This window comes from Micromonospora sp. LH3U1 (genome assembly GCF_028475105.1).
GTDB lineage: Bacteria > Actinomycetota > Actinomycetes > Mycobacteriales > Micromonosporaceae > Micromonospora.
In genome coordinates this window covers 3,921,437-3,946,759 of record NZ_CP116936.1, presented here as the reverse complement: position 1 = coordinate 3,946,759, position 25,323 = coordinate 3,921,437, and the positions used below count along the sequence as shown (strand labels likewise).

The following is a 25,323-nucleotide window of genomic DNA, read 5'->3' as shown; positions in this document are numbered from 1 at the left end:
TTCGCCGGCCCCCGTTCAGGCCACCTGCGTGGCGGTGCTGGTCGCCCCGGCGAGTCGCTGGTGGGCGCGGATCAACTCGGCGTAGCGCAGGCCGCTCGCCTTCACCGTCCGGCGCTGGGTGGCGTAGTCGACGTGCACCAGCCCGAAGCGCTTGTCGTAGCCGTACGCCCACTCGAAGTTGTCCAGCAGCGACCAGACGAAGTAGCCGTCCAGGGGCACACCCCGGGCCGCCGCCGACGCGCACGCGGCCAGGTGCTGCTCCAGATGGTCGGTGCGTTCCTTGTCCTCCACGGTGCCGTCCGCGGTGACCTCGTCCGGCCACGCCGAGCCGCTCTCGGTGACGATGATCCGGCCCGGCCGGTACTCCTCGCTCACCTCGACCAGCAGCCGCTCCAGGCCCGCCGGGTACATCTCCCAACCCATCGCGGTCTCCACCGAGCCGGGCACCGGCACCTGCCGGGCGTACGGCGGCGGCCCGGCCGGGTCGTCGACCACCAGCTGACGGAAGTAGTAGTTCACCCCGAGGAAGTCGGTGGGTGTGGCGATCACCGTCAGGTCGTCGCCGCGTACCGGCGGCTCGACCCCGTAGGTGGCGATCATGTCGGCGGGGTAGCCACGCCCGTGGATCGGGTCCAGCCACCACCGGTTGACGTGCCCGTCCGCCCGTCGGGCCGCCGCGACGTCCTCGGGCCGGTCGGTCGCCGCCTCGATCGGGCTGAGGTTGAGCACCAGTCCCACCGAGGCCGGTCGGGCGGCGTTGGCGCGGATCGCCTGGGTGGCCAGGCCGTGCCCGAGCAGCACGTGGTGCGAGGTGTGCACCGCGCGGGTGAGGTCCCGCTCGCCGGGGGCCATCCGCCCCTCCAGGTGCCCGATCCAGGACACACAGAGCGGCTCGTTGACCGTGTTCCAGTCGGCGACCCGGTCGCCGAGGCGGGTGGCGACCACCGCCGCGTAGTCAGCGAACGCCTCGGCGGTGGCGCGCTGCGGCCAGCCGCCCTTGTCCTGCAGGGCCTGCGGCAGGTCCCAGTGGTAGAGCGTGACGAACGGCCGGATCCCGTCGGCCAGCAGCGTGTCGACGAGCCGGTCGTAGAAGTCCAGCCCGGCGGGGTTGACCCGCCCGACGCCGTCGGGCATCACCCGGGGCCAGGCCACCGAGAAGCGGTACGCGTCCACGCCGAGCCGACGCAGCAGCGCCAGGTCCTCCGGCCACCGGTGGTAGTGGTCGCAGGCCACCGCGCCGGTGTCGCCGTTGTCGACGTTGCCGGGGGTCGCCGAGAAGGTGTCCCAGATGGACGGCGACCGGCCGTCGACGTCGACGGCCCCTCGATCTGGTACGCCGCCGTGGCGACGCCCCAGAGGAAGTCGGGTGGCAGCTTGGACAGGTCGGGCACGGGTTGGTTCTCCTCTGGGGTTGGATGACTCACTTGACCGCGCCAGCGGTGAGGCCGGCGACGAAGTAGCGCTGCAGGGCCAGGAACCCGACGACGACCGGGATGCTGACCACCAGCGAGGCGGCCATGATCTGGTTCCAGTAGACGTTGAACTGGGTGGAGTAGCCCTGCAGGCCGACGGCCAGGGTGCGGCTGCCCTCGTCGGTCATCACCGACGCGAAGAGCACCTCACCCCAGGCGGTCATGAACGCGTACACGGTGACCGCGACGACGCCGGGCACGGCGGCCGGCAGGATGACCTGGAACAGGGTGCGCAGCGGCCCGGCCCCGTCGACCTGCGCGGCCTCGTCCAACCCTCGGGGAATCGAGTCGAAGTAGCCGACCAGCATCCAGATCGAGAACGGCAGAGAGAAGGTCAGGTACGTGATCACCAGGCCGGTCCGGCTGGCGTACAACTCGATGCCGGTGGCGTTGCCCAGGTTGACGTAGATGAGGAACAGCGGCAGCAGGAACAGGATGCCGGGGAACATCTGGGTGGACAGCACCGTCACCGAGAAGACGCCCCGGCCACGGAACCGGTAACGGCTGACCGCGAACGCCGCGAAGATGGCCACCGCCACCGAGCAGACCGCCGCGATGCTCGACACCACCAGGCTGTTCACCAGGTACCGGGCCAGCGGCACGGTGCTCCACATGTCGATGAACGGTTGCAGGGTGGGACGGCTGGGCCACCAGGTGAAGCCGTTCTGCACGTCCTGCAACGGCTTCGCCGCGGAGGTGACCATCACGTAGAGGGGGATGACGACGAAGAGGGTGAGCAGGGTCAGCACGATGCGCCGGCCCCAACGCTCACCGGCGGTCTCACGCATGGTCGTCCCTCCGACGGTTGGTGATCAGCAGGTACGCGGCCGAGACGATCAGCAGGAACAGCAGCAGCGCCACCGACATCGCCGAGCCGGAGCCGAAGTCCCAGGTCTTGAAGGAACTGCGGTAGATGTGGATGGAGATGAGGTCGGCCTGCTCCGGTGCGGAGCCGCCGAAGAGCACGTACGGGGTGTTGAAGTCGTTGAAGGTCCACAGGAACAGCACCAGCAGCAGCACCAGGTTCACCGGCCGCAGCATCGGCAGGGTGACCGAGCGCAGGCGTCGCCAGAACCCGGCGCCGTCGATCGCGGCGGCCTCGTACAGCTCGCCGGGCACGTTCTGCAGACCGGCCATCAGGCAGAGGAACGCGAACGGCCAGTTGCGCCACACCGACACCACCAGCAGCGACCAGAAGCTGTTGTCGCCGATCAGCCAGAACGGCCGCTCGTTCAGCAGCCCGAGCTGGTCGACGAGGACGTGGTTGACCAGGCCGGTGTCGCGTTGCAGCAGGAAGCTCCAGGTGATCACCGCGGCGTAGACCGGCAGGGCGTACGGGGTGAGGAAGAGCGCCCGCAGGATCGCCCGCCCTCGGAACGGCTTCTGCAAGACCACTGCCGCCGAGATGCCGAGCAGCCAGGCGAACCCGACCGAGAGCAGGCTGTAGGCCAGGGTGACCCAGAACGAGTGCAGCAGTTCCTTGCCGGCGGCGCTGTTCAGGTCGAGCGTCGCGCGGTAGTTCTCCAACCCGATGAAGGGGGCGGTGGACCAGTCGCGGATGTGGAACTGGGTCAGCTCCAGCAGGCTCATCCAGACCCCGACCACCATCGGGATGACGTGGATGGCGAGTTCCAGCACGATGGCCGGTACGAGCAGCAGGTACGGCAGGAGCGAGCGGCGGGGGCCGCGGGGCCGGCGGGCCGGCCTCCGGGCCGGTGACCCGGCCTGGGGTTCGCGCCGGTCGGCGTCCGGCGCGGTGGTGCTGGTTGCCATCGGGGTCCTCTCGGAGGCGGTGGCCGTGGTCGGGCTCAGCACCCGACCACGGCCACCGGTGACGCGTGGGTCAGCGCATCTTCTGCTGCGCGTCGGTCAGCTTGGCCTTCACCGACTCCTCGGTGACCGGCTTGCCGCTGGCCGCGTCGGCGAACAGCTCCTTCATCGCGGTGCCGACCAGGGTCTCGAAGGTGCTCTCCTCGGGCACCTGCGGCAGCGGGGCCGCCGTGGTGGCCAGGGTCTCCTGGATGGTCTTCTGTTCCGTCGCGCTGAACGCCGGGTCGGAGGCCGCGGTCTTCACCGCCGGCAGCGAGCCGTACGTCTTGTTGAGGATCGTCTGCTCCTCGTCGCTGGTCATGAACTTCACGAAGCTCAGCGCGCCGTCCTTGTTCTTGGTGTGCTTGAAGACCGCCATGTTGATCCCGGCGACCATGCTGTTGACCTTCTTGCCGCCGGCCGGCGGGCTGGCCAGGAACGGCACCGGGGCCACCCCGTACGCGTCGGCGGGCATGTTCTGCGTCTTCAGGTTCGAGCCGGCGGACTGCCACAGCAGCATGGCGGCCTTGCCGTTGGCGAAGTCGGAGACCGACTGGTTCTGCGCGTACTCGGCGTTGCTCGGGTTGGTGATCTTGTCGGCGGCCATGAAGTCGATGTAGCGCTTGATCGCCGAGACGTTCTGCGGGGTGTCGAAGGTCGGCTTGCCGGCCGAGTCGAACCACTCACCGCCGTACTGCTGGCTGAAGGTGAACGCGTGGTGGGCGTTCTCCGACGGGTTGGCACCCTCGATCGCCAGGCCCCACTTGCCGCCGGTGCTCAGCTTCTTGCCGTATTCGGCGAGCTGCTCCCACGTGGTCGGCGGTGCGGTGATGCCGGCGTCGGCGAACGCCTTCTTGTTGTAGTACAGGCTGTACGCCATGCTGTAGAGCGGCACGGCGGCCGGCGGTTTCCCGGGGGCGCCGGCGGCGGCGAGCGCGGCGGGCACGATCCGGTCCTTGCCGCCGACGGCCTGCAACGCGGCGTCGTCGAACTCGACCAGCGCGCCGGTGGCCTGCAACGACGCCGACCAGGTGTTGCCGATGTTGACCACGTCCGGGCCCTTGCCGGACGCGGCGGCCGCGAGCAGGCGGTTGAGCAGGTCCGACCAGGGGACCACCTCGACGGTGACCTTGATCCCGGTCTGCTTCTCGAACTTGTCCAGCTCGGGCTGGAGGGTCGTCTTGTCGGCCTCCAGGCTGGCGCCCTGGTTGCTGGCCCAGTAGGTGAGCGTCTTCGGTGCTGCGGCGGAGTCGTCGCCGGAGCCGCCGCAGGCCGTCAGTGAGGCGGCGGCCAGTACGGCGGCGGTGAATATCCCGAGGTGTCGTCTCGACACGGTCAGCCCTTCCGGTGCGTGGTGGGGGTCCGCCGGCCTCCGTCGCCGATAGGGGTCGGGGACGACGGGCGGCCGGCTGCGGACAGGGTTCGGGGGTGCGCCGTCGGGGTCCGTCGGCGTTTCCCGGGAGTTACATCACGGCTTAAATTATGTCGTCATTAAAGTTGCTGGCTGGTGGGTCGTCAAGCACGAGGCGGTTACAGTCGCCTCGGACGGCCGACGGGAACGAGGTGACGAGTGGAGCTGGTGCGTGCCACCAACCGCAGCGTGCGGCTGCGCAACCGGTCCGCCCTGCTGACCAAGCTCTTCCTCGACGGCCCGCTCACCCGGCAGGACCTGGTCCGCAGCACCGGGCTGAGCCAGCCGGCGGTCAGCAACGTGGTGGCCGACCTGATCGACGAGGGGCTGGTCGCCGAGGCCGGGGCTGCCGAATCCGACGGCGGTCGGCCCAGCATGATGCTGCGGATCGCGCCCCGCTTCGCCTTCGTGATCGGCGTGGACGTCGGCGAGACCCGGGTCCGGGTGGAGCTGTTCGACTTCGCGATGACCCTGCTCGCCAGCATCGAGTACCCGCTCGACCCGGCCCGCACCGAGCCCGACCTGGTGGCCGGGCACGTGCTGGCCGGTATCGACGCGGTGACCGGGCAGGCCGGGGTGGCGACGGGCGACGTGCTCGGCGTCGGCATCGGCGTCTCCGGGGTGGTCGAGCAGGGCATCGAGGCCGTCGTGGACGCCCAGGCGCTCGGTTGGGACCGGGTGCCGTTGGAGCGTCTCATCGGCGCCGGCACCAACGTGCCGCTGCACATCGACAACGGCGCCAAGACCCTCGGCCAGGCCGAGATGTGGTTCGGCGCCGGCCGGGGCGCGCGACACGCGGTCTTCGCGCTGGTCGGCAGCGGCGTGGGCGCGTCGGTGGTGACCAACGGCGCCACCTACCGGGGCGCCTCCAGCAGCGCGGGGGAGTGGGGGCACACCACCCTGGTGTACGGGGGCCGGGCCTGCCGGTGCGGCGCGCGCGGCTGCCTGGAGGCGTACGTGGGTGCGGAGGCGATCATCGACCGGTACCGGGAGGCGCGCCGGGGTCGAGCGGTGCCGGGTGAGGACGAGGAGTCCCAGATCGCCGCGCTGGTCGCCGCCGGCGAGACCTCGGCCACCGCCCGGCGGGTGCTGGACGACACCGCCGGCTACCTCGGCGCGGGGGTGGCCAACCTGATCAACCTGTTCAACCCGGAGCGGGTGGTGCTCGGCGGCTGGGCGGCGATGGCGCTGGGCGACCTGCTGCCGGCCGTCCGGGAGGCCGCCGGACGGCAGGCGCTGCGCCAGCCGTACGCGCAGGCGTCGATCGAGCTGTGCCGTCTCGGGGTGGACGCGGTGGCGTTGGGCGCCGCCACGCTGCCGATCGCCCGGTTTCTCACCGAGGGTGGCGTCCGTCGCTGAGCGGGAACGACGCCAGCGCTGACGGCAAATTACACAAAAAGAATCCTCGGGATAAATAACAGTGTTATAGATCGATGTCTTGACGCCGCCGCAATCTCGCCGCAACACTCCTACGAGAGCGCTCTCCTACCCGCTGCGCCGCATCGGCGGCACCACCCACGGCACCACGGGGCGAGCCAGATCCCACCCGCGCGGCATCCGTAACCCCCTATCGACAGGCGATGTCATGACATCTCGTGCTACATCCGTACGCCCGCGTCCCCGACGGGTAGTCCGGCACCTGCTCGTCGGGCTCACCGTCGCCCTGGTCGCGGCGCTCACCCCGACCGGCGCCACCACACCCGCGCAGGCCGCGCCCACCCTGCTCTCCCAGGGCCGCCCCGCCACCGCCTCGTCCACCGAGAACGCCGGCACGCCAGCCGCCGCCGCCGTCGACGGCAACACCGGCACCCGCTGGGCCAGTGCGTTCAGCGACCCGCAGTGGCTCCAGGTCGACCTGGGCGCCCGGGCCACCATCAGCCAGGTGAACCTGCTCTGGGAGGGCGCCTACGGTCGCGCCTTCCAGCTTCAGACGTCCGACGACGGCGCCACCTGGACCACGATCTACTCGACCACCACCGGCACCGGCGGCACGCAGAACCTCACCGTCACCGGTGCCGGCCGCTACGTCCGGATGAACGGCACCGCCCGGGGCACCGGCTACGGCTACTCGCTCTGGGAGTTCCAGGTTTACGGCGAGACCGGCGGCAGCACGCCGACCTGCGGCGGCACCAACGTCGCCCAGGGCAGCCCGGCCACCGCCTCATCCACTCAGGATGCCGGCCTCGCGGCGTCCGCCGCCGTCGACGGCAACCCCGGCACCCGGTGGGCCAGCGCCGCCAGCGACCCGCAGTGGCTGCGCGTCGACCTCGGCAGCACCCGGACGATCTGCCGGGTGGTGCTCACCTGGGAGGCCGCGTACGCCCGGGCCTTCCAGCTCCAGACCTCGGCCGACGGTGCCACCTGGACCACGATCTACTCGACCACCACCGGCACCGGTGGGACGCAGTCCCTCGCCGTCACCGGCAGCGGCCGCTACCTGCGGATGTACGGCACCGCGCGGGGAACCGCCTACGGCTACTCACTCTGGGAGCTGGCGGTGAACACGACCGGCGGCACCAGCGAGCCCCCGGTCGACACGACCGACCCGCGCAACCCCAACCTCGGGCCGAACACGTTCGTCTTCGACCCGAGCACGCCCACCGCCACCATCCAGAGCCGACTGAACACCCTCTTCACCCAGCAGGAGACCAACCAGTTCGGGCCGCAGCGCTACGCGGTGCTGTTCAAGCCCGGCACCTACACCGCGGACGTCAACCTCGGCTTCTTCACCCAGGTTGCCGGCCTCGGCCTGAGCCCGGACGACGTCAACCTCAACGGCCACGTCCGCACCGAGGCGTTCTGGATGGGCGGCAACGCCACCCAGAACTTCTGGCGGGCCGCCGAGAACCTCTCGGTCACCCTGCCCGCCGGGCAGACCGTGGAACGCTGGGCGGTGTCGCAGGCCGCGCCGTACCGGCGGATGCACCTGCGCGGCGCGCAGAACCAGATCCAGCTCTGGAACGGTGGCGACGGCTGGTCCAGCGGTGGTCTGCTGGCCGACACCCGCATCGACGGCCTGGTCGTCTCCGGCTCGCAGCAGCAGTGGTACTCCCGCAACAGCGAGTTCGGCAACGGCTGGACCGGTTCGGTGTGGAACATGGTCTTCCAGGGCGTCACCGGCGCCCCGCCGCCGAGCTTCCCCAACCCGTCGCACACCGTCATCGGCCAGACCCCGCAGGTACGGGAGAAGCCGTTCCTCTACGTCGACGGCACCGGTGAGTACCGGGTCTTCGTGCCGGCGCTGCGGACCAACTCGGTCGGCACCAGCTGGTACAACAAGACCCCGGCCGGCTCGTCCATCTCGCTGTCGCAGTTCTTCGTCGTCCAGGCCGGCACCAGTGCCGCCACCATCAACGCGGCCCTCGCCCAGGGCAAGCACCTGCTCTTCACCCCGGGCGTGCACCACGTCACCGAGCCCATCCAGGTCAACCGGGCCGACACGGTGATCCTCGGCCTCGGCCTGGCCACCATCCAGGCCGACAACGGCACCGTCGCGATGCGGGTGGCCGATGTGGACGGCGTCAAGGTGGCCGGCCTCATGTTCGAGGCCGGCACGACCAACTCGCCGGTGCTGATGGAGGTCGGGCCGTCCGGTTCGTCCGCGAGCCACGCCGCGAACCCGACCTCGCTGCACGACGTGTTCTTCCGCATCGGCGGGCCACACGTCGGCAAGGCCACCAACACGCTGACCGTCAACAGCGACAACGTGATCGGCGACCACATGTGGTTGTGGCGGGCCGACCACGCCGCCTCCGGCGTACCCACCGGGTGGACGCTGAACACCGCCGACACCGGGCTCACGGTCAACGGCGACAACGTCACCATGTACGGCCTCTTCGTCGAGCACTACCAGAAATACCAGACGATCTGGAACGGCAACGGCGGCCGGACGTACTTCTACCAGAACGAACTGCCGTACGACCCGCCCAACCAGGCGGCCTGGATGAACGGGTCGACCCGGGGTTATGCCGCGTACAAGGTCGCGGATTCGGTGACCAGCCACCAGGCGTGGGGACTGGGCAGCTACAGCTACTTCAACGTCAACCCCGCGGTGGTCGAGGAGCGGGCCTTCGAGGTGCCCACCAACCCGAACGTGCGGTTCACCAACATGGTCACCGTCTCGCTCGGTGGCGTCGGCACCATCAATCGGGTGATCAACAACGCCGGTGGCACCGCGAACGCGGCGAACCAGCAGGTGTACCTGACCACCTACCCCTGACCGGGGCGCCCGCGCCGGCCCGGTCGTACCACCGACCGGGTTGGCCGGGTCGCCACCGTGGGCCGAGCCGGCCCGGTCCCGCCGAGACCGGGCCGGCCTCGGTCGTGCCCGCTCACACCGCCAGCACCTCGGCCGCCGCCCGCTCACCGGCCCGCACCGCGCCCTCGAGGTAGCCGTTCCAGCGGGTCGCCGTCTCGGTGCCCGCCCAGTGCACCCGCCCCACCGGTGCCCGCAACTGCGGGCCGTACGTGCTCCAGGTCCCCGGGGTGAGCGCACCGGAGAAGCAGCCGCGCGTCCACTCCTCGGCTGACCAGTCGTACTCCACCAGCTCCATCGGATTGCCGGCTCCTGGCCCGACCAGGGCGGCGAACGCGTCCAGCAGGCACCGCCGACGCTGCCCCGGGGACATCTCGCGCAGCGCGGCGGCGTCCGAGGAGTAGCTGAACCCGGTCAGCACTCCGAGCGGCGAGGTCGGGGTGGAGTTGTCGACCGTCTCGGTGAGCGGACCGGCGCTGCTGGTGGCCACGCCGGAGAACCCGTCGGCACGCCAGAACGGCTCCGGGTAGACGGCGTGCACCTTTAGCGCCGTACCCATCGGCATCCGCTGGGTCAGCCCGTCGCGCAGCGCGGGCAGCGGCGGGTCGTACCGGATCCGGCCGGCCAGCGCCGGTGCCAGCGCGACCACCATCGCGTCGCCGTCGACGCGCCCGGTGTCGGTCCACGCCGTCACCCCGTCGATGGTCTGTTCGATCGCCCGCACCGGTGTGGCCAGCGTCAGCGTCCCCGGCGGCAGGGCGGCGGCCATCCGCTCGGCGAGCGCCGGCGGCCCACCCACGATCCGGTCCTGCTGCGCGCCGCCGGCCATGCCCAGCAACGGCCCGGTCCCGCCGGCGCTGCGCAGATAGAACAGCAGGTGCAACAGGGACAGCTCGTCCGCGCTGGTGGCCAGCAGCCCTCCGGCGAGCAGTCGCCCCAGGTAGTCGGCGGTGTCGCCGTCGCCGGCCGTGGTGGCCAGCCAGCCGCCGAGGATCGTCCGGTCCCACTGCGCGGCCTCCGGCGTCTGCCAGGGTGCGGCCGGGTCCAGCCGTGCGGCGTACTCGTCGAGCAGGCTGAGCACCCGGCCGGCCTGCGCCGGCGGTTCGGCCCGGCGCTGGCCGGCCCAGAGCAGGGTGGGCGCGCCGACCGCCGCCGACGCGAAGGTGGCCAGTCCGTGCTCGGCGACCAGCGCGTACATCCGATCCTGGGTCGGGCCGATCCACTGCGCGCCCAGATCGAGTTGGGTGAGCTCGGGCAGCCAACGGGTCAGCGCCCGCCCGCCCACCCGGTCGCGGGCCTCCAACACCCGCACCTGGGCACCGGCGCGGGTGAGCGCCTGCGCGGCAGCAAGGCCGGAGAAGCCGGCGCCGACCACGACCACCCGGATGCCGTCGGTCACGGCGCCGCTTACCCGCAACCGCCCGACGCATGACTCCCGGCGCTGATCGAACGGCTGATCACGCCACGGCAGCGCGGGGTCGCACCCCTGTCCCGCGTCCTTTGCTCTGCTTCAACCCAGGAGACACTCGACCCCCCTCATCGTTGCCTCCGCTGAAGCAGAGCAAAGGAGGCGCGAACACCGGGGCCGGGGCGGCGGCCCGCGAGATTTCTCGCGCCGGCCTGTCGATCCGGGCACGGGCCGAACGTGTGGAGGATGAGAGGTCGGCGACGGACCGACCCGGCGAGGAGGACCGATGACGCTCTACCTGCTCAGCCTTCACCAGCCCCAGGGTGAGCTACCCCCGGACCCGGAGTTCCTGGCCGGGGTGATGCGCCAACTCGGCGAGTTGCGCGACGAGTTGGCGTCCACCGGGTCGTGGGTCTTCGGGCAGGGTCTGCACGGCCCGGAGACCGCCACCGTGCTGCGCGCTCGCGACGGCGAGGTCCTGATCACCGACGGCCCGTTCGTCGAGGGCAAGGAACACCTGGGCGGCATCACCATCATCGACGTGCCGGACCTGGACGCCGCCCTCGACTGGGGCCGCCGCTACGCGTTGGCCACCACGCTGCCGATCGAGGTCCGCCCCTTCCACGGTGCGGCCGGAGACTGACCGTGCCGGATGTGGAGGCGGTGTTCCGCGCGGTGTACGGGCGCGCGGTCGCCGTCCTGGTTCGCCTCCTCGGCGACATCGACCTCGCCGAGGAGGCCGTCCAGGAGGCTTTCGCCGTCGCGGTGGCGCGGTGGCCGACCACCGGCCCGCCGCCCAGTCCGGCCGGTTGGATCATCACCACCGCCCGGAACCGGGCGATCGACCGGCTGCGCCGCGAGGCGTCCCGGGCCGACCGGCACGCCCACGCGGCCCTGCTGTTCGCCGCTCGCGAACCCGTCGAGGAGGGGCCTGTGCGCGACGACCGGCTACGGCTGATCTTCACCTGCTGTCATCCGGCGCTCGCCCCGACCGCCCGGGTCGCGCTCACCCTGCGCCTGCTCGGTGGCCTGAGCACCGCCGAGATCGCCCGCGCCTTCCTGGTGCCCGAGCCCACGATGGCGCAGCGGCTGGTCCGCGCCAAGTCGAAGATCCGTAACGCGCGGATCCCGTACCGGGTGCCGCGCGACGCCGACCTGCCCGACCGGCTGCACGCCGTGCTCGCGGTGCTCTACCTGATCTTCAACGAGGGTTACACGGCCAGCGCCGGGCGACATCTGGTCCGCGCCGAGCTGTGCGCCGAGGCGATCCGGCTGACCCGGCTGCTGGTCGCGCTGATGCCGGACGAGCCCGAGGCGCTCGGCCTGCTCGCGCTGATGCTGCTCACCGAGTCCCGCCGTGCCGCGCGGACCACCGCCGACGGTGAGCTGGTGCCGCTGCCCCGGCAGGACCGGGGCCGGTGGGACACCGAGCTGATCACCGAAGGGCAGGCGCTGGTCCGCCGCTGCCTGCGCCGCGACCAGCCCGGGCCGTACCAGATCCAGGCCGCGATCGCCGCCGTGCACAGCGCCGCGCCGCGTGGCGCCGACACCGACTGGGGTCAGATCCTTCAGCTGTACGACCAACTGACGGCGGTCGCCCCCGGTCCGGTGGTGGCGCTGAACCGGGCCGTCGCGCTCGCCGAGGTGGCCGGGCCGGCGGTGGCGCTGGCCGAGGTGGATCGGCTCGACCTGGACGGCTACCACGTGCACCACGCGGTCCGCGCCGACCTGCTGGCCCGGCTCGGCCGGGACGTGGAGGCCGTCGACGCGTACCGGACGGCCGTCGCGTTGACGGACAACGCGGCGGAACGGGCCTTCCTCACCGCCCGCGCGGCGGCGCTGGCGACATCCTGAGCGCGCGTTTGCCCCGGCGTCGGGCCGGGAAACCGTGCCGCCCCGGCCGTGGGTCCACCCTCGGCCGTAGGAGCGGATGGAGGTGGCCATGGCGTACCGTCCGGCGATCGCCGACACCGTGCCCGACCTGTCCACCCTCACGCTCGGCGTGGAGGAGGAGTTCCTGCTGCTCGAACCGGACAGCGGGCGGAACCTGCCGGTGGCCGACCAGGTGCTGGCCGCGCTGCGCGGCCCCGCCCGGGACCAGAGCCGCCAGGAGTTCCGGCACAGCATGGTGGAGATGGTCACGCCGGTCTGCGCCGACCTCACCGAGCTACGCGCGCACCTGGTGGCGCTGCGCCGCTCCGCCGCCGAGGCCGCCACGGCGGCCGGGGCCCGGCTGGTGGCGGTCGGCGCCACCCCGGTAGCCGAGCCGCACCGGACGGTGCCCGACAAGCCGCGCTACCACGCGATGTCACGCCGGTACGGCCCGGTGGCACACGACCCGGCGGTGTGCGGCTGCCACGTACACGTCGGGTTGCCGGACCGGGAACTGGCCGTGCAGGTCTGCAACCACCTTCGGTCGTGGCTGCCGGTGGTGCAGGCGATCACCACCAACTCGCCGCTGCACGACGGGCAGGACACCGGCCACGCCAGCTGGCGGTCCATGCAGCTGGAACGCTGGCCCAGCATCGGCCCGACGCCGTACTTCGACTCCGCCGCCGACTACGACCGGACCGTCGACGAGCTGATCGCCGCCGGCATCATGCTCGACGCCGCGATGGTCTACTGGTACGCCCGGCCGTCGTCGGCCTACCCGACCGTGGAGGTGCGGGTGGGGGACGTGTGCCCCGACGTGGACGACGCGGTGCTGGTCGCCGCGCTGGTCCGGTCACTCGTCGCCACCCTCGCCGACGACGTACGCGCCGGGGTGACCGCCCCGCCTACCCGCGACTGTCTGGTCGCCGCGGCGCACTGGCGGGCCGCCCACGACGGCCTCGACGGCGAGCTGATCGACCTGCGCGCCGGCGGCACCCGACCGGCCTGGGCGCTCGTCGACGAGTTGATGGCGGTGATCGCCCCGGCCCTGCTGCGGCACGGCGACCTGGGGTACGTGCTGGCACAACTGGCCCGGCTACGCCGTGACGGCACGGGCGCGACCCGACAGCGTCGGGTGCTGGAGCGTACCGGTGACCTGCGTGCGGTCATCGACGATTTGGCCGCCCGCACGACCGCGGGCTGACCGACTGTCGCGGCGGCCCGCGGCCTCGCGGTTGCGGCTCAGCGGATGTCGTGCGTCTGCAGCCACAGCTCCAGGAGCCCGAGCTGCCACAGCTTGTTGCTGCCGGCCGCCGCCTCGGCCCGGTCCGGCTCGGCGAGCAGGCGGGCCACGTACTCCGGGCGGAACAGCCCTCGCTCGCGCGCGGCCGGCGCCTGCAACGCCTCGGCGACCAGCTCGCGCACCGGGCCGTCCACATTGCGCAGCGCCGGCACCGGAAAGTAGCCCTTGGGACGGTCGATCACCTCGGCGGGCAGCACCTCCCGGGCAACCTCCTTGAGGACGCCCTTGCCGTTCTGGGCGACCTTGTGCTCCGGCGGGCAGTGTGCGGCCAGGGTGACCAGGTCCTGATCGAGGAAGGGAGTGCGCACCTCCAGCCCCCACGCCATGCTCATGCTGTCCACCCGCTTGACCGGGTCGTCGGGAAGCATCAGGTGGGTGTCCAGGCGCAGCACGGCGTCCAGCGCGGTCTGTGCCCCGGGCGCGGCGAGGTGCCCGGCGAGCAGGTCCCGGCTGGCGTCGTGGTCCAGCGCGTACGCCGGGCCGACGATGCGGCGCAGCTCGTCGTGGTCGCGGTCGAAGAAGGCGGCGGCGAACGTCTCGGCGGCGCCGTGCCGGGGTGCCTCGGTGAGCGGCTGGTGGTAGCCGTAGCCGGCGAACACCTCGTCGGCGCCCTGCCCCGACTGTGCCACCTTCACGTGCCGCGCCACCTGCTCGGAGAGCAGATGGAAGGCGACCACGTCGTGGCTGCCCATCGGCTCGGTCATCGCCAGCACGGCACGTCGCACGGCGGGCACCAGATCGCCGTTGGACAGCCGGATCCGGTGGTGGTCGGTGTCGTACGCGCGGGCCACCAGGTCCGAGTAGTGGAACTCGTCGCCGGACTCGCCGTCGCGGCTGTCGAAGCCGATGCTGAACGTCCGCAGATGCTGCTGGCCCGCCTCGGCGAGCAGCGCCACGATGAGGCTGGAGTCCAGTCCACCGGAGAGCAGCACGCCGACCGGCACGTCGGCGACCAGCCGTCGGCGTACCGCCGCGCGCAGCGCGTCCCCGATGGCGGCCCGCCAGTCTGCGGCGTCCATCCCCGCGTCTGCGGACTCCCGCACGTAGTCGGGTCGCCAGTACACCTCCTCGCGGCTGCGCCCGTCCGCCTCGATCACCCGCAGGGTGGCCGGCGGCAGTTTGCGCACGCCGCGCAGCACGGTGCGCGGGGCGGGCACGATGGAGTGCCAGGACAGGTAGTGGTGCAGCGCCACCGGGTCGATGCCGGTGTCGACGTCGCCGGCCCGCAACAGCGCGGGCAGGGTGGAGGCGAACCGGAGCCGCCCGGGTGTCTCGGCGAGGTAGAGCGGTTTGATGCCGAGCCGGTCGCGGGCCAGGATCAGCCGCCGCCGCACCCGGTCGACCAGCCCGATCGCGAACATGCCGACCAGGTGGTCGACGAAACGTTCACCCCAGTGCGCGTACGCCACCAGGATCACCTCGGTGTCGCTGGTGGAGTGGAAGGCGTACCCGGCGTGGCGTAACTCCTCGCGCAGCTCCGGGTAGTTGTAGATGCAGCCGTTGAAGACCAGCGCCAGGCCCAGGTCGTCACGGACCATCGGTTGCCCGCCCGCGTCGGACAGGTCGATGATGGTCAGCCGGCGGTGCCCGAGGGTCACCCAGTCGTCACTGAACAGGCCCTCGTCGTCCGGGCCGCGCGAGCGCATCGCCTCGGTCATCCGGGTGACCGCCGCCGCGTCGGGCGACCGGCCGTCGAAGCGCGCCTCCCCGCTGATCCCGCACATCAGCCGGGCCTCCTGTCACCTCGCCCCCGACCGGTACCGGCCGGTCCCGCCGACCGGACGGGGCCGCTGGCTACCCGTGCCTGGGGTGGGCAAACCCGTCAGGCGCGCAGGGTGCGCAGGATGCGGGCCAGTTCGGCGCGGTCGGCGTCGCCCAGGTGGCCGAAGAAGCGATCGGCCTCGGCCCGGCGGGCGGTCCGGATGGCGGCGCTGACGCGGTCGCCCTCCTCGGTGAGCGCGACCAGGGTGGCCCGCCGGTCGGCGGGGTCGGGTCGGCGTTCGACGAGCCCACGGGCCTGGAGGTCGTCGACGACCTCGGTCGCCGAGCGGGGTGCGATGCGCAGGTGCTCGGCGAGCGTGCCGGGACGGACCTCGCCGTGCCGGCCCAGCACGCCGAGCGCCCGGGACTGGCTGGGGGTGATGTCCCAGGGTGCCAACGACTCCCGCGTCTGGCGGCGTAAAAGGGACGCCACGGCCCAGAACGTCTCGGCCAGGCTCTCGTGGTCGGCGTTGTCGGTGGTGTCCTCGGTCACCGGAATACCGTAGCAGTCGATACGGTTGTTCCCTCATGATGAGGTAACCTCAGCATATATCCCACCGCGAAAGGTGTACCCCCTTGGAACCCACCCCCATGGGCCGCGACCGTGGCCACCGCACCGTCAGCGCCGAAGAGAAGACGCAGGCCCGTCAGGTGTCGCTGGGCCGCATCGGCCGCCTGTTCACCCCCCACCGGCCCGCACTGGCCACCGTCACCGCGATCATCGTGATCTCCTCGATCATCGCGATGGCCAGTCCGTTCCTGCTGCGCGCCGTGATCGACCAGGCCCTCCCGCAGGGCGACGTGACCCTGCTGGTCTGGCTGGTCCTCGGCATGGTCGCCGTGGCGGCGGTGACCTCCGCCCTCGGCGTCGTACAGACCTGGATCTCCACCCAGGTGGGCCAGCAGGTCATGCACCGGCTGCGCACCGACGTCTTCAGCCACCTCCAGCGCCAGTCGCTCGGCTTCTTCACCCGCACCCGCACCGGCGAGGTGCAGTCCCGGATCACCAACGACATCGGCGGCATGCAGTCGGTGGTCACCTCCACCGCCACCGCCGTCGCGTCCAACCTCACCACCGTGGTCGCCACCGCGGTCGCCATGGTCGCCCTCTCCTGGCAGCTCTCCCTGGTCTCGCTCGTGGTGCTGCCACCGGCGATCTGGCTGACCCGCCGGGTCGCCCGGATGCGCCGCGAGATCACCGCCCAGCGGCAACGCGAACTCGCCGACCTCAACGTCACCGTCGAGGAAGGGCTCTCGATCAGCGGCGTGCAGTTGGCCAAGACCCTCGGCACCGGCCCCGCGCTGATCGACCGGTTCACCGCCTCGTCGGCCCGACTGGTCGACCTGGAGCTGCGCAGCGAGCTGGCCGGCCGCTGGCGCATGGCCTCGATGAGCATCATCTTCGCCGCCGTACCGGCGGTCATCTACCTCGCCGCCGGCCTTCCCGGCACCGCCGGCACGCTGAGCATCGGCACCCTGGTCGCCTTCACCGCCCTGCAGGGCGGCCTGTTCCGGCCGCTGATGGGGCTGCTCAACGTGGGCGTCTCGCTCACCGCGTCGCTGGCGCTTTTCGCCCGGATCTTCGAATACCTGGATCTGCCGGTCGACGTCGCCGACCCCACCGAGCCGGTCCGCGTCGACCCCACCCGGGTGCGCGGCCACCTGCGCCTGGAGGACGTCACCTTCGGCTACCCGGGCAGCGACACCGCCGCGCTCGCCGGGATCACCCTGGACGTTCCCGCCGGCACCAGCCTCGCTCTGGTCGGTGAGACCGGCTCCGGCAAGAGCACCCTCGCCGGGCTGATCAGCCGGCTGCACGACCCGATCGGCGGCCGGGTAACCGTCGACGGAGTAGACCTGCGAGACCTGCGCCTGGCCGACCTGGCCGCGATCGTCGGCGTGGTGAGCCAGGAGACGTACCTGCTGCACACCACCGTCCGGGAGAACCTGCGCTACGCCCGGCCAGACGCCACCGACGCGGAGATCGAGGACGCCGCCCGCGCCGCACAGATCCACGACCTGATCTCCGGCCTGCCCGACGGGTACGACACCACGGTCGGCTCACGCGGCCACCGGTTCTCCGGAGGCGAGAAGCAGCGGCTGGCCATCGCCCGTACGCTGCTGCGCGACCCGCGCATCCTGGTCCTCGACGAGGCCACCAGCGCACTGGACACCGAGACCGAACGGGCCGTGCAACGCGCGTTCGACGTGCTCGCCGAGGGGCGGACCACGATCACCATCGCGCACCGGCTCTCCACGGTCCGCGACGCCGACCAGATCGCGGTGCTCGACCACGGCCGAATCGTCGAGGCCGGCACCCACGACAGCCTGCTGGACCGCAACGGCCGCTACGCCACCCTGGCCGCCTGACCGTTGTCCGATGTCCGGGATCGGGTTGTCCACGATCTGATTGAGTCACTGGTCAGCCCCGTCTAGCGTGGCGACATGAATAGTTGCAGGTCGATGTGAGTCGGCCGTCCGGCGAGAGAAACCGCCGCCCACTGGTGGCCCTGGAGACCGGTGGGGTGGCCACCGTCCTGAGCTACAACGTGCCCGAGCCGACCGCGTACCCCGGCCGGAACCTCATCGACCTGCCCTTCGACGCGAGCTACTTCACCTCCGCGGTGGCGCAGGCGCCCGACCGGTTGACCCTCGAGGGCCGGCCGATCGGTGAGGTGATCGGCATCGTGCGGGACTCGCTGACCACCGGCTACCTCGATCCGCGCGTGTTCCCGCTCGCCCAGGGTGGTGGCCACGCGCTCTCCGGCGCGGCACGAGTCCGCCGGGCCGGCGCACGCATTCGCACCGTCGGCAGCGCCAAGCAGTGGAACCCGCAGACCGGCGAGGTGGACGAACCCGAGCTCCCGGTCGAGGACGAGCCTGGTGGTTCCGGCGGGGGCCATAATGGATCCGGGGGTGGCGCCCCGGCGGACGACAGCGTCTTCGAGATCGCCGGTCATATCCAGGCCGGGATGAGCGTCGCCGTCTACACCGACCTGTGGGGCAACCAGGTTCCGGTCTTCGTCCCCCAGCCCGCAGCGCCCGAACCCCGGCTGATGCTGGTGGAGGAGTACCGCCTCTCCACCTACCTCGGGGCGTACGGGGCGGGTCGGGTGGTGCAGACCATGACGTTGCTACCGGGGGAGAAGACCACGATCAGCGTCAAGACGTACACCCGGTCGAGCAGCACCCAGGCTGAGGCGTCCAGCATCCTGGACTCCTTCTCCGAGGAGAGCGCCACCGGCTTCGAGACGGCGGTCCAGGCCGAGCAGTCCGACCAGAGCGACTACGCCAAGAGCTTCGAGTACAACGCCGAGGCCGAGGCATCGGCGAGCTGGGGCTTCGGCTCGGTCAAGGTGTCCGGCGGGGTGGCCGGCTCGACCAACTCCTCGCGCCAGGAGTTCGCCAAGAACGTCTCCTCGGCCACCGAGACGCACGCCGCCAGCGCCTCGTCGAAACGGGACGTACAGGTCAACTCCAGCTCCGAGGTGTCCACCGAGGTTGGCGAGGAGACCGCCATCACCAGGGAGATCTCCAACATCAACCTGTCGGCGCCGCTGAACTACGTCTTCCGCCAGATGAACCAGGAATTCGTCACGTTCCTGCACCTGGTGGACGTGCGGGTGGCCTTCTTCAACAACTTCGCCGAGTCGAAGCGGGAGCGCACCCTGCCCGAACTCGACGCCCTGCTGGACGAGGTGATGGTCGACAACCGGGCGAAGAAGACCGAGGTACGGGAGGAGGTCCTGCACTCGCTCAACACCCTGTTCGACTGGCGCGGCGAGCCGGTCACCGACGCGCTCAAGCGCAGCCGGTACCCGGAGCGGGACGGCTCGGTCACCACCGTCTGGCAGTTCAACCGGGAGCGGGTCAGCGAATACAGCGACCCGGTCACCGGTACGTCGTTCACCGTGCCGGGCGTGATCATGTCGGTGCAGAAGAACGTGATGCGCACCGAGGGCATCATCGTGGAGGCGGTGCTGGGGCAGGCGCTCGCGCTCGACCCGTACAACAGCGACCTTCAGGACGAGGCGCTGCGCGAGCGACGCATCGCCAACGAGGCCGCCGAGCTGGCCAACAGCCGGGAGCGCCTGGCGCAGCACGTGGTCGGCACCGGCTCGACCGAACAGGCCGACCGGTACGCCACGGTCTTCGCGCCGACCGACCCCCCGAGCCCCGCTACGCCCGCGCCGACCTCCTGATGGCCGCGAGTGTCCGGGCCGCCGACGCCCAGGTCACCGCGACCGCCGCGCTGACCGGGGCGGCCCAGGTCGCCGACGTCACCGCACCGCCCGCTGCGGGCGTGGACGTCACCGTCAGCGACGCGTTGCGGCCACCAGGTTCGCTGCCCCCGGGGGCGGTCGACCACACGGCCCGACTCACCGTCGACGACCTCGCCGACCCGATCGCCGACGCGCTGCGCGACGTGGCGGCCGGGCGGCCCGACCTGTCGCCGCTGCTGACCGCGCTGCGAACCGGGCTGTCGCCCGACCCGCGGCACTGGCCGCGGTGCTGCAGTCGGTCTGGGACCAGGCGATCGAGCTGGCCACCGATCTCAGCGACCACGCCATGTCCGGCCGGCTCTGGTCCGAGGCCGGAGCGCTGCGGTTGGGCCTGGCGCCCTTCGGGCTGCTCGCACCCGTCCTCGCCGACGTCGCCACCGCCCTGCTCGACCAGTACGGCCCGGCGCTGCCGCCGATCACCGAGTACCCGACCGAGCTCCAGGTGGCGTGGGACGCGCTGGACGCCTTCGTCCGCGGCATGACCGACGAGCTGACCGGGGCCGGGTTGCTCAGCGCGAGCTTCTACGCCGAGATCTACGACAAGTTCTCCGCCAGCATGCTCCAGCACGCACTGGTCGCCACCACCGTGCTCCAGGCCGGAATGGTGGTGGGCATCGTGGAGTCGGTGGTCGGCGACATCGTCGGACTGGTGGCCCTGGTGCTGGTGCTCTCCTCCGGACCGGTCCTGATCGCGCTCCTGACGTACGTGCTCTGGTCGGCCTGGCAGGCCGGCGCGGTCGCGCTGGCCGAAGCGCTCGGCCGCGGGCTGGCCGGCCTCGCCACCGAACCGCTGGGCAAGCTGCACGACGCCGCGACCGGGGTGCCGTTCCTGTACCTGCTGGGCCGGCTGATCGGGCCAGCGTTCCTGGAGGCCGTCCTGATGGCCACCGGCGCGTCGACGATGAGCATGGCGGCCAAGGGCAGCGCCCGGGCCACCCGGGCTCTCACTCTCGTCGAGACGATGAAACCGGCGCTGCCCAACACGGAGGGCGCCCGCGAGATCGTGCGGCTGATCGAGGACCGGGCGGGCGCGGCCCTGCGGTACTTCCAACCGATGCTCGACGACATCGGCGGGGACGCGCTCGGCCAGTTCACCCGGCTGATGGCCCGGGAGCGGACCCCGGAGCTGTTCGAGGACCTCCGCGACCTGATCGAATCCGACCTGTACCACGGCAAGGAGACCCTGACCAAGGTGCTGGCTGCCGTTGACGGGTTCACCGACCAGCAGTATCGGGGCCTGCTTCTGCTCTCCCAGCATCCGCCGCACTCCCCGGTCCGCGGCGGCAGGGACTACTCCCAGTTCACCTGGGCCGAGTTCCTCGCCGAGGACGGGCTGGAGGAGGCCGTGGCGCTGCTGGTGGATCTGCTCGGCGCGGTCGGGCACCGGATCCAGTACTCCGACGGAGGGCTGGCCACCGTCATCTCGGAGTTCTTCGGCGGTGGCGGTCGGACCACCGGCGCCGCCGGCTCGCTGATGGCGGCGAAGAGCATTCTCGACACCCATCCCGGCAGTTGGCTGCGCTTCGAGGTCGGCGAGCTGCGCCGGGTCGTCGACATCGTGGCGTACGAGCTCCAGGCGACCGTGGAGAACGGCCGGATGGTCCGTCGGCTGGTGCTGAAGCTGGAAGCGGAGATCAAGACGTACCCGAGCGGGGTGCTGGACCCCGAGCGTCGGGCGAAGCTAGTCCGGCAGATGCGCAAGGATCTCGTCCGGCACGCCACCGGCGGCGACCAGACGTTCGACGAGTTGGTGTGGTTGCTCGATCCCAAGGGCTACGAGGAGCTCGCCGAGGAGTTCAAGATCATGTTCCGGGAGGCGTTCGACCTGGAGGCGAGCGCCCTCGGTCAGGCCGGGGTGGACGTCGCACTGGCGCGCTCCGCGTTGCTGGAAAAGCTCACGTTCGACGTGCTGGTCAACTTCTACCAGACGCCCTGACCGGCCTTGCCCGGTAGTGGCAACCTCGGCGGCGTGAGCACGTTTCTGACACAGCTTCCGGCGCTCCTCGGCGTCCTGGTCGGCACCCTGGGCACGATCCTCGCCACCTCGCTGGCCGACCGGGCCCGGTGGCGGCGCAGCCAGAACGTCCGTTGGGACGAACGGCGGCTCGACGCGTACGTCGAATACGCGCACGCCATCAAGGAGAGTCACGCCGTGGCGCTGCGGATGACAGCCGACCACCGGCCGGGATCGCACAGCCATCCGATCGACCGGGACGACGGCCTGGCTCGGCTGGCTGAGGCGGACGCGCGGCGCACCATCGTCTGGGAGAACCTGCTGCTGCTCGGCGACGAGCCGACGGTCGTCGCCGCCGCTGGTTGGCGGGACGCGGTCTGGCAGGTCGAGAGACTCGCCCGGGGGATCGTCGAGTCGCCACCGGACATCTCCGAGATGCTGACCCGGGTCAACGAGGCCCGCGACGGCTACTACCGGGCGGCCCGGCGGAGTCTCGGCGTCCGGGGTGGGTCGGTGGAGCAGTCCGCGGCGCTGCGGCAGGCGCTGCTCGAGCGGTCCGCCCCGGCGTCGGACGTACGCGCAAGCTGAGAGCAGCGGCCTTCGTGGTACGGGTGCAGGTGACCGTTCGGATAGTGGTGCTGAGATCAACTTTCACGGAACCTGATCGATGTGAAGGCCTTCGTGGGTGTGACGGACGAGCGGTGGTACCGCTTCCTCGCTGAGCGTCCCGAGCTGAATGAGGTCAACTTCTGGCGGCCGTCCGGCGGCGCCTTCCGCGCTCTCACCCCAGGAGAGCCGTTCCTCTTCAAGGCGCATTTTCCGCTGAACCGGGTCGTTGGCGGCGGCTTCTTCAGCGGCTTCACGCAGCTCAAAATCTCGGAGGCATGGGAACTCTTCGGGGAGGCCAATGGTGCTGTGAGCATCGACGAGATGCGGCACAGTGTCGGGCGGTACCGCAAGCAGGCGATCGGCCCGGGCGAGGACCCCGTCATCGGCTGCATATTCGTCCGTGACGTCACCTTCTTCCACGACGATTCGACCGCCGACCCGCCGCCCGGGTTCGCGTCGAACGTCGTGCAGGGCAAGACCTACAACCTGGCGGACGCCAACACGTCGGCGTACTTCGATCTGCTGATCCACCGCCTGCTCGGGACCACGGCAGAGGTGGATCTGAGTGGGCCGTGGCACCGCCCTGGTCCCGTCTATGGCGATCCCCGACTGGTGCCTCAGCGGCTCGGGCAGCAGTCATTCAAGGCGGTGGTCCTGGGAGCCTACGGCCGGCGTTGTGCCATCACCGGCAACAGGGTCCAGCCTGTGCTGCAGGCCGCGCACATCCGTCCGCTGCCCAAGGGTGGCGAGCATCGGGTAGACAATGGCCTGCTGCTCAAGTCCGACGTGCACATCCTCTTCGATCGGGGTTACCTGGGCGTCGATCCGAAGCATCGGCTCCTGGTCAGCCCACGGCTTCGTACCGAGTTCGGCAACGGCGACCAGTTCTACGCGAAAGCAGGCGAGCGGATCGCCCTTCCCGAGCGGCGCAGTGATCGGCCGCGCGCTGAATTCCTGGAATGGCACCTCGACACTGTCTACAAGGCCGCCTGACGGCGCTTCACCCGCACTGAGCGAGTCTTTCGGGCCCGGCTGGTGCCAGGCCGGCGAGTTGGACGTAGACCTCGCGTCTGGCGGTGGCGTCGCCTCGGCGGTTGAGGACGTAGCCGGTAAGCCAGATCCAGCCCTGATACGTCGGCTGGTCGGACACCGACACGACGCGGAGGGTCAGGGCGCGAACTCCGGGGAACTGCACCGAAGCGCGGCCGTCGATGACGAGCAGGTCACCGGGTGAGGGGCGAGCGGTCACCAGTGGCCGGAGTTGTCGTGGCGCTCCTGCGGCTGCCGGCACTCTTGCGCGTGCATGGTCTGCCAGTCACGCAGCGCCCGCTTGATCCGGCCGTTTTCCTGGTTGAGCAGCCGCACCGCCTCGTTCAGGGTGGCCAGCTCGTCGGCCACCCGGGCCTGGAACTCGCGCACCTCAACGGGGTCGACGCCGCGCCGGCACCCGGCGAACTCGCGTGTCCGCACCTCGTGCGGCGTCAGCCGCGCCGGGTAGCCAGCGGGGTAGGGCTGGCCACCCCGATACACCTGAGCCACAGCGATCCTCTCTCAGACAATCGGCAGCGTGGACGGTTCTGAGTTGGGCCGGAGGGTCGGGACGGGCACACGCACCCGCCCCGACCGGGGGATGAGCCGAACTCGTTGCCACGCGAGGACTGGCTCGGAATCAACATAGCTAGACATGTCAGATGAGTCAACGCTGCTTGTTAGGCGCGTCGCGGTGTGATCGAATCGGATCGCCACGCGAGGAGTGCCATGCGAGAAGTGCCGGACTATTGGCGCATCGCCGATGATGTGATCGCCGACGTCAGATCGAAGAAGTTGAAGCCGGAGGACAGGCTGCCCTCGATTTCCGAGCTGCGCGCGACCTACGGCGTCAGCCACGGGACGGTGCAGATGGCCTACGCCCGGCTTGAGGCGTTGCGGGTGATCCGGCGACAGCAGGGTAAGGGCGTGTTCGTCACCGATCCCGGGACCTGGATGCGGGAGCCGTGAGTGGCGGACCTTCAACGCCCAGGGTGAGTTGACCCGGACGCGGCACCGCGGGACCTGACGGGCGTACCACAACCGACGGCGGCGTGGGTTGCCGTCCACAGGTGCTCCCGCTGTCCACAGCGGCCCCCGCGCGGGCAGCGCTCGGCGGCCGGTCGAGGCAGGGTGGGCCGGTGGACCCGAGGCTGCGCGCTCTGCTCTTGCGCGACAATGGGCTGGTCACTCGAGGAGACCTGACGCGAGTGGCGCCGGCGTGGACGATTCAGACTGCCTGGCGGGCTGGTCGGCTGGTACGGCTGCTGCCCGGGATCTACGGTGACGCCGCGCTGATCCGCGATGCCAGTGCCGACCTGCCGATTCTGGCCCGGGTCGAGCCCGAGCTGGCCCGCCGCGCGGCGTTGGCGTACGCCGGCGGGCATGCGGCGCTCAGTCGCCTGACCGCGCTCGAGGTGTGGGGCCTACGCCGCCAGTTACCAGGGGAGCGGGTGTATCTCGACCTGCCCAGCCGGTCGGGCCTGCGGGCTCGGCCACATCTCGTGGTACGCCGTCGCGCCGGCTTCGCGGTTGCGCCGCCGCAGGCGGTGATGCGGGGCGGGCTGCCGGTTACCCGGCTCGACCGGACCCTGGTGGACTGTTGGCCGCTGCTGCCGCCGGTTGACCGGTCTGGCCTGCTCATTCGCGCGGTCAACGACCGGCTGACCACCCCACAGCGACTCGTTGCCGCTCTCGCCGAGGTGCCGAGGATGACCGACCGTTCGGTACTGCGCGGTTTGCTGGACCGGCTCGCCGCGGGCTGCCGCAGCCCGTTGGAGATCTGGGGCCACGACCACGTTTTTACCGGCCCGGGCATGCCGACCTTCACCCGGCAGGCGCGGGTGCAGGTCGGCGCGCGGACGACCTATCTCGACATGTTCGCCGAGGCGGAGCGGGTCGACATCGAGCTGGACGGCGCGACCAGCCACGGCGATCCGACCGAACGCGAGATCGACCTGCGCCGCGACGCTCTGCTCGCCACCATCGGCATCCTCGTCGTGCGCTTCACGCACCGCCGCCTCACGGCGCATCCCGCTCAAGTCCGCCAGGAAACCCTCACCATCCTCGCCGCCCGCCGCCGTTGGTCATGATCAGTGGTTGAAAAGTAGGTCTCAGAGGCCGCACAGACCTACTTTTCAACCACTGATCATGGTGGGC

The 25,323-nt window shown here is 71.0% G+C and carries 22 protein-coding genes; 12 read left to right on the top strand and 10 right to left on the bottom strand.

Going from position 1 to position 25,323, the window contains the following annotated elements; translation table 11 throughout:
* Positions 1-15: 15 nt before the first annotated feature.
* From PCA76_RS18100 to PCA76_RS18085, 4 genes are all read right to left on the bottom strand, one after another.
* Positions 16-1,356 carry a GH1 family beta-glucosidase gene (locus PCA76_RS18100; protein ID WP_442930269.1) on the bottom strand — a complete coding sequence of 447 codons (1,341 nt, stop codon included), beginning with the start codon at positions 1,354-1,356 and terminating at the stop codon, positions 16-18.
* 64 nt (positions 1,357-1,420) lie between these two features.
* Positions 1,421-2,260 (bottom strand): carbohydrate ABC transporter permease, encoded by an 840-nt coding sequence (locus PCA76_RS18095; RefSeq protein ID WP_091398610.1) that lies wholly within the window; start codon positions 2,258-2,260, stop codon positions 1,421-1,423.
* Positions 2,253-3,245, bottom strand: coding sequence for a carbohydrate ABC transporter permease (locus PCA76_RS18090; protein ID WP_272611614.1), 993 nt, complete (start codon positions 3,243-3,245; stop codon positions 2,253-2,255). Before PCA76_RS18090 ends, PCA76_RS18095 begins: the two co-directional genes overlap by 8 nt.
* 70 nt (positions 3,246-3,315) lie before the next feature.
* Positions 3,316-4,614 (bottom strand): ABC transporter substrate-binding protein, encoded by a 1,299-nt coding sequence (locus tag PCA76_RS18085; protein ID WP_272611613.1) that lies wholly within the window; start codon positions 4,612-4,614, stop codon positions 3,316-3,318.
* Between the two features lie 237 nt (positions 4,615-4,851).
* On the opposite strand from PCA76_RS18085, the gene PCA76_RS18080 reads away from it, so the two are divergent.
* Entirely contained in the window at positions 4,852-6,051 is a 1,200-nt protein-coding gene (locus PCA76_RS18080; protein WP_272611612.1) for an ROK family transcriptional regulator, read from the top strand.
* Between the two features lie 226 nt (positions 6,052-6,277).
* Positions 6,278-8,911 carry a discoidin domain-containing protein gene (locus tag PCA76_RS18075; RefSeq protein WP_272611611.1) on the top strand — a complete coding sequence of 878 codons (2,634 nt, stop codon included), beginning with the start codon at positions 6,278-6,280 and terminating at the stop codon, positions 8,909-8,911.
* A gap of 112 nt (positions 8,912-9,023) precedes the next feature.
* Here PCA76_RS18075 and PCA76_RS18070 read toward each other — a convergent pair whose 3' ends face one another.
* A complete protein-coding gene (locus PCA76_RS18070) occupies positions 9,024-10,346 on the bottom strand; it encodes a flavin monoamine oxidase family protein (RefSeq protein WP_272611609.1) in 1,323 nt (440 codons plus the stop codon).
* 295 nt (positions 10,347-10,641) lie between these two features.
* Here PCA76_RS18070 and PCA76_RS18065 point away from each other — a divergent pair, with 295 nt between their 5' ends.
* The 3 genes from PCA76_RS18065 (at position 10,642) to PCA76_RS18055 (ending at position 13,431) form a co-directional block, all read left to right on the top strand.
* Positions 10,642-10,998, top strand: coding sequence for a YciI family protein (locus PCA76_RS18065; RefSeq protein ID WP_272611608.1), 357 nt, complete (start codon positions 10,642-10,644; stop codon positions 10,996-10,998).
* Between the two features lie 2 nt (positions 10,999-11,000).
* Entirely contained in the window at positions 11,001-12,209 is a 1,209-nt protein-coding gene (locus tag PCA76_RS18060; protein WP_272611607.1) for an RNA polymerase sigma factor, read from the top strand.
* 88 nt (positions 12,210-12,297) lie between these two features.
* Positions 12,298-13,431, top strand: a complete 1,134-nt coding sequence (locus tag PCA76_RS18055; RefSeq protein ID WP_272611606.1) for a carboxylate-amine ligase — start codon at positions 12,298-12,300, stop codon at positions 13,429-13,431.
* Positions 13,432-13,469: 38 nt separating this feature from the next.
* On the opposite strand, the gene PCA76_RS18050 is transcribed toward PCA76_RS18055, so the two are convergent.
* Positions 13,470-15,254: an N-acetylglutaminylglutamine amidotransferase gene (locus PCA76_RS18050; protein WP_272611605.1), complete on the bottom strand. Its 1,785-nt coding sequence runs from the start codon at positions 15,252-15,254 to the stop codon at positions 13,470-13,472.
* A gap of 98 nt (positions 15,255-15,352) precedes the next feature.
* The gene (locus tag PCA76_RS18045; protein ID WP_272611604.1) at positions 15,353-15,784 is read right to left on the bottom strand and encodes a MarR family winged helix-turn-helix transcriptional regulator; all 432 of its coding nucleotides are present in this window, start codon (positions 15,782-15,784) and stop codon (positions 15,353-15,355) included.
* Between the two features lie 98 nt (positions 15,785-15,882).
* Here PCA76_RS18045 and PCA76_RS18040 point away from each other — a divergent pair, with 98 nt between their 5' ends.
* Both PCA76_RS18040 and PCA76_RS18035 read left to right on the top strand, forming a co-directional pair.
* Positions 15,883-17,661: an ABC transporter ATP-binding protein gene (locus PCA76_RS18040; RefSeq protein ID WP_272619457.1), complete on the top strand. Its 1,779-nt coding sequence runs from the start codon at positions 15,883-15,885 to the stop codon at positions 17,659-17,661.
* A gap of 95 nt (positions 17,662-17,756) precedes the next feature.
* Complete coding sequence (locus PCA76_RS18035; protein ID WP_272611603.1) at positions 17,757-19,493, top strand: hypothetical protein; 1,737 nt, start codon at positions 17,757-17,759, stop codon at positions 19,491-19,493.
* On the opposite strand, the gene PCA76_RS18030 is transcribed toward PCA76_RS18035, so the two are convergent.
* Entirely contained in the window at positions 19,471-19,674 is a 204-nt protein-coding gene (locus PCA76_RS18030; RefSeq protein WP_272611602.1) for a hypothetical protein, read from the bottom strand. The two genes, PCA76_RS18035 and PCA76_RS18030, sit on opposite strands and share 23 nt — an antisense overlap.
* A 126-nt stretch (positions 19,675-19,800) precedes the next feature.
* Between PCA76_RS18030 and PCA76_RS18025 the strand changes: the two genes are divergently transcribed.
* The 3 genes from PCA76_RS18025 (at position 19,801) to PCA76_RS18015 (ending at position 23,130) form a co-directional block, all read left to right on the top strand.
* Positions 19,801-21,510 (top strand): hypothetical protein, encoded by a 1,710-nt coding sequence (locus tag PCA76_RS18025; RefSeq protein ID WP_272611601.1) that lies wholly within the window; start codon positions 19,801-19,803, stop codon positions 21,508-21,510.
* A gap of 33 nt (positions 21,511-21,543) precedes the next feature.
* The gene (locus PCA76_RS18020; protein WP_272611600.1) at positions 21,544-22,116 is read left to right on the top strand and encodes a hypothetical protein; all 573 of its coding nucleotides are present in this window, start codon (positions 21,544-21,546) and stop codon (positions 22,114-22,116) included.
* A gap of 81 nt (positions 22,117-22,197) precedes the next feature.
* A complete protein-coding gene (locus PCA76_RS18015; RefSeq protein WP_272611599.1) occupies positions 22,198-23,130 on the top strand; it encodes an HNH endonuclease in 933 nt (310 codons plus the stop codon).
* A 7-nt stretch (positions 23,131-23,137) separates the two neighbouring features.
* On the opposite strand, the gene PCA76_RS18010 is transcribed toward PCA76_RS18015, so the two are convergent.
* Entirely contained in the window at positions 23,138-23,386 is a 249-nt protein-coding gene (locus PCA76_RS18010) for a hypothetical protein (RefSeq protein ID WP_272611598.1), read from the bottom strand.
* On the bottom strand, positions 23,383-23,676 hold the full coding sequence (locus tag PCA76_RS18005) for a DivIVA domain-containing protein (protein WP_272611597.1): 294 nt from the start codon (positions 23,674-23,676) through the stop codon (positions 23,383-23,385). Before PCA76_RS18005 ends, PCA76_RS18010 begins: the two co-directional genes overlap by 4 nt.
* 219 nt (positions 23,677-23,895) lie before the next feature.
* Between PCA76_RS18005 and PCA76_RS18000 the strand changes: the two genes are divergently transcribed.
* Positions 23,896-24,135, top strand: a complete 240-nt coding sequence (locus PCA76_RS18000) for a winged helix-turn-helix domain-containing protein (protein WP_272611596.1) — start codon at positions 23,896-23,898, stop codon at positions 24,133-24,135.
* A 170-nt stretch (positions 24,136-24,305) separates the two neighbouring features.
* Positions 24,306-25,256 carry a DUF559 domain-containing protein gene (locus tag PCA76_RS17995; protein ID WP_272611595.1) on the top strand — a complete coding sequence of 317 codons (951 nt, stop codon included), beginning with the start codon at positions 24,306-24,308 and terminating at the stop codon, positions 25,254-25,256.
* The last annotated feature ends 67 nt before the right edge of the window (positions 25,257-25,323 follow it).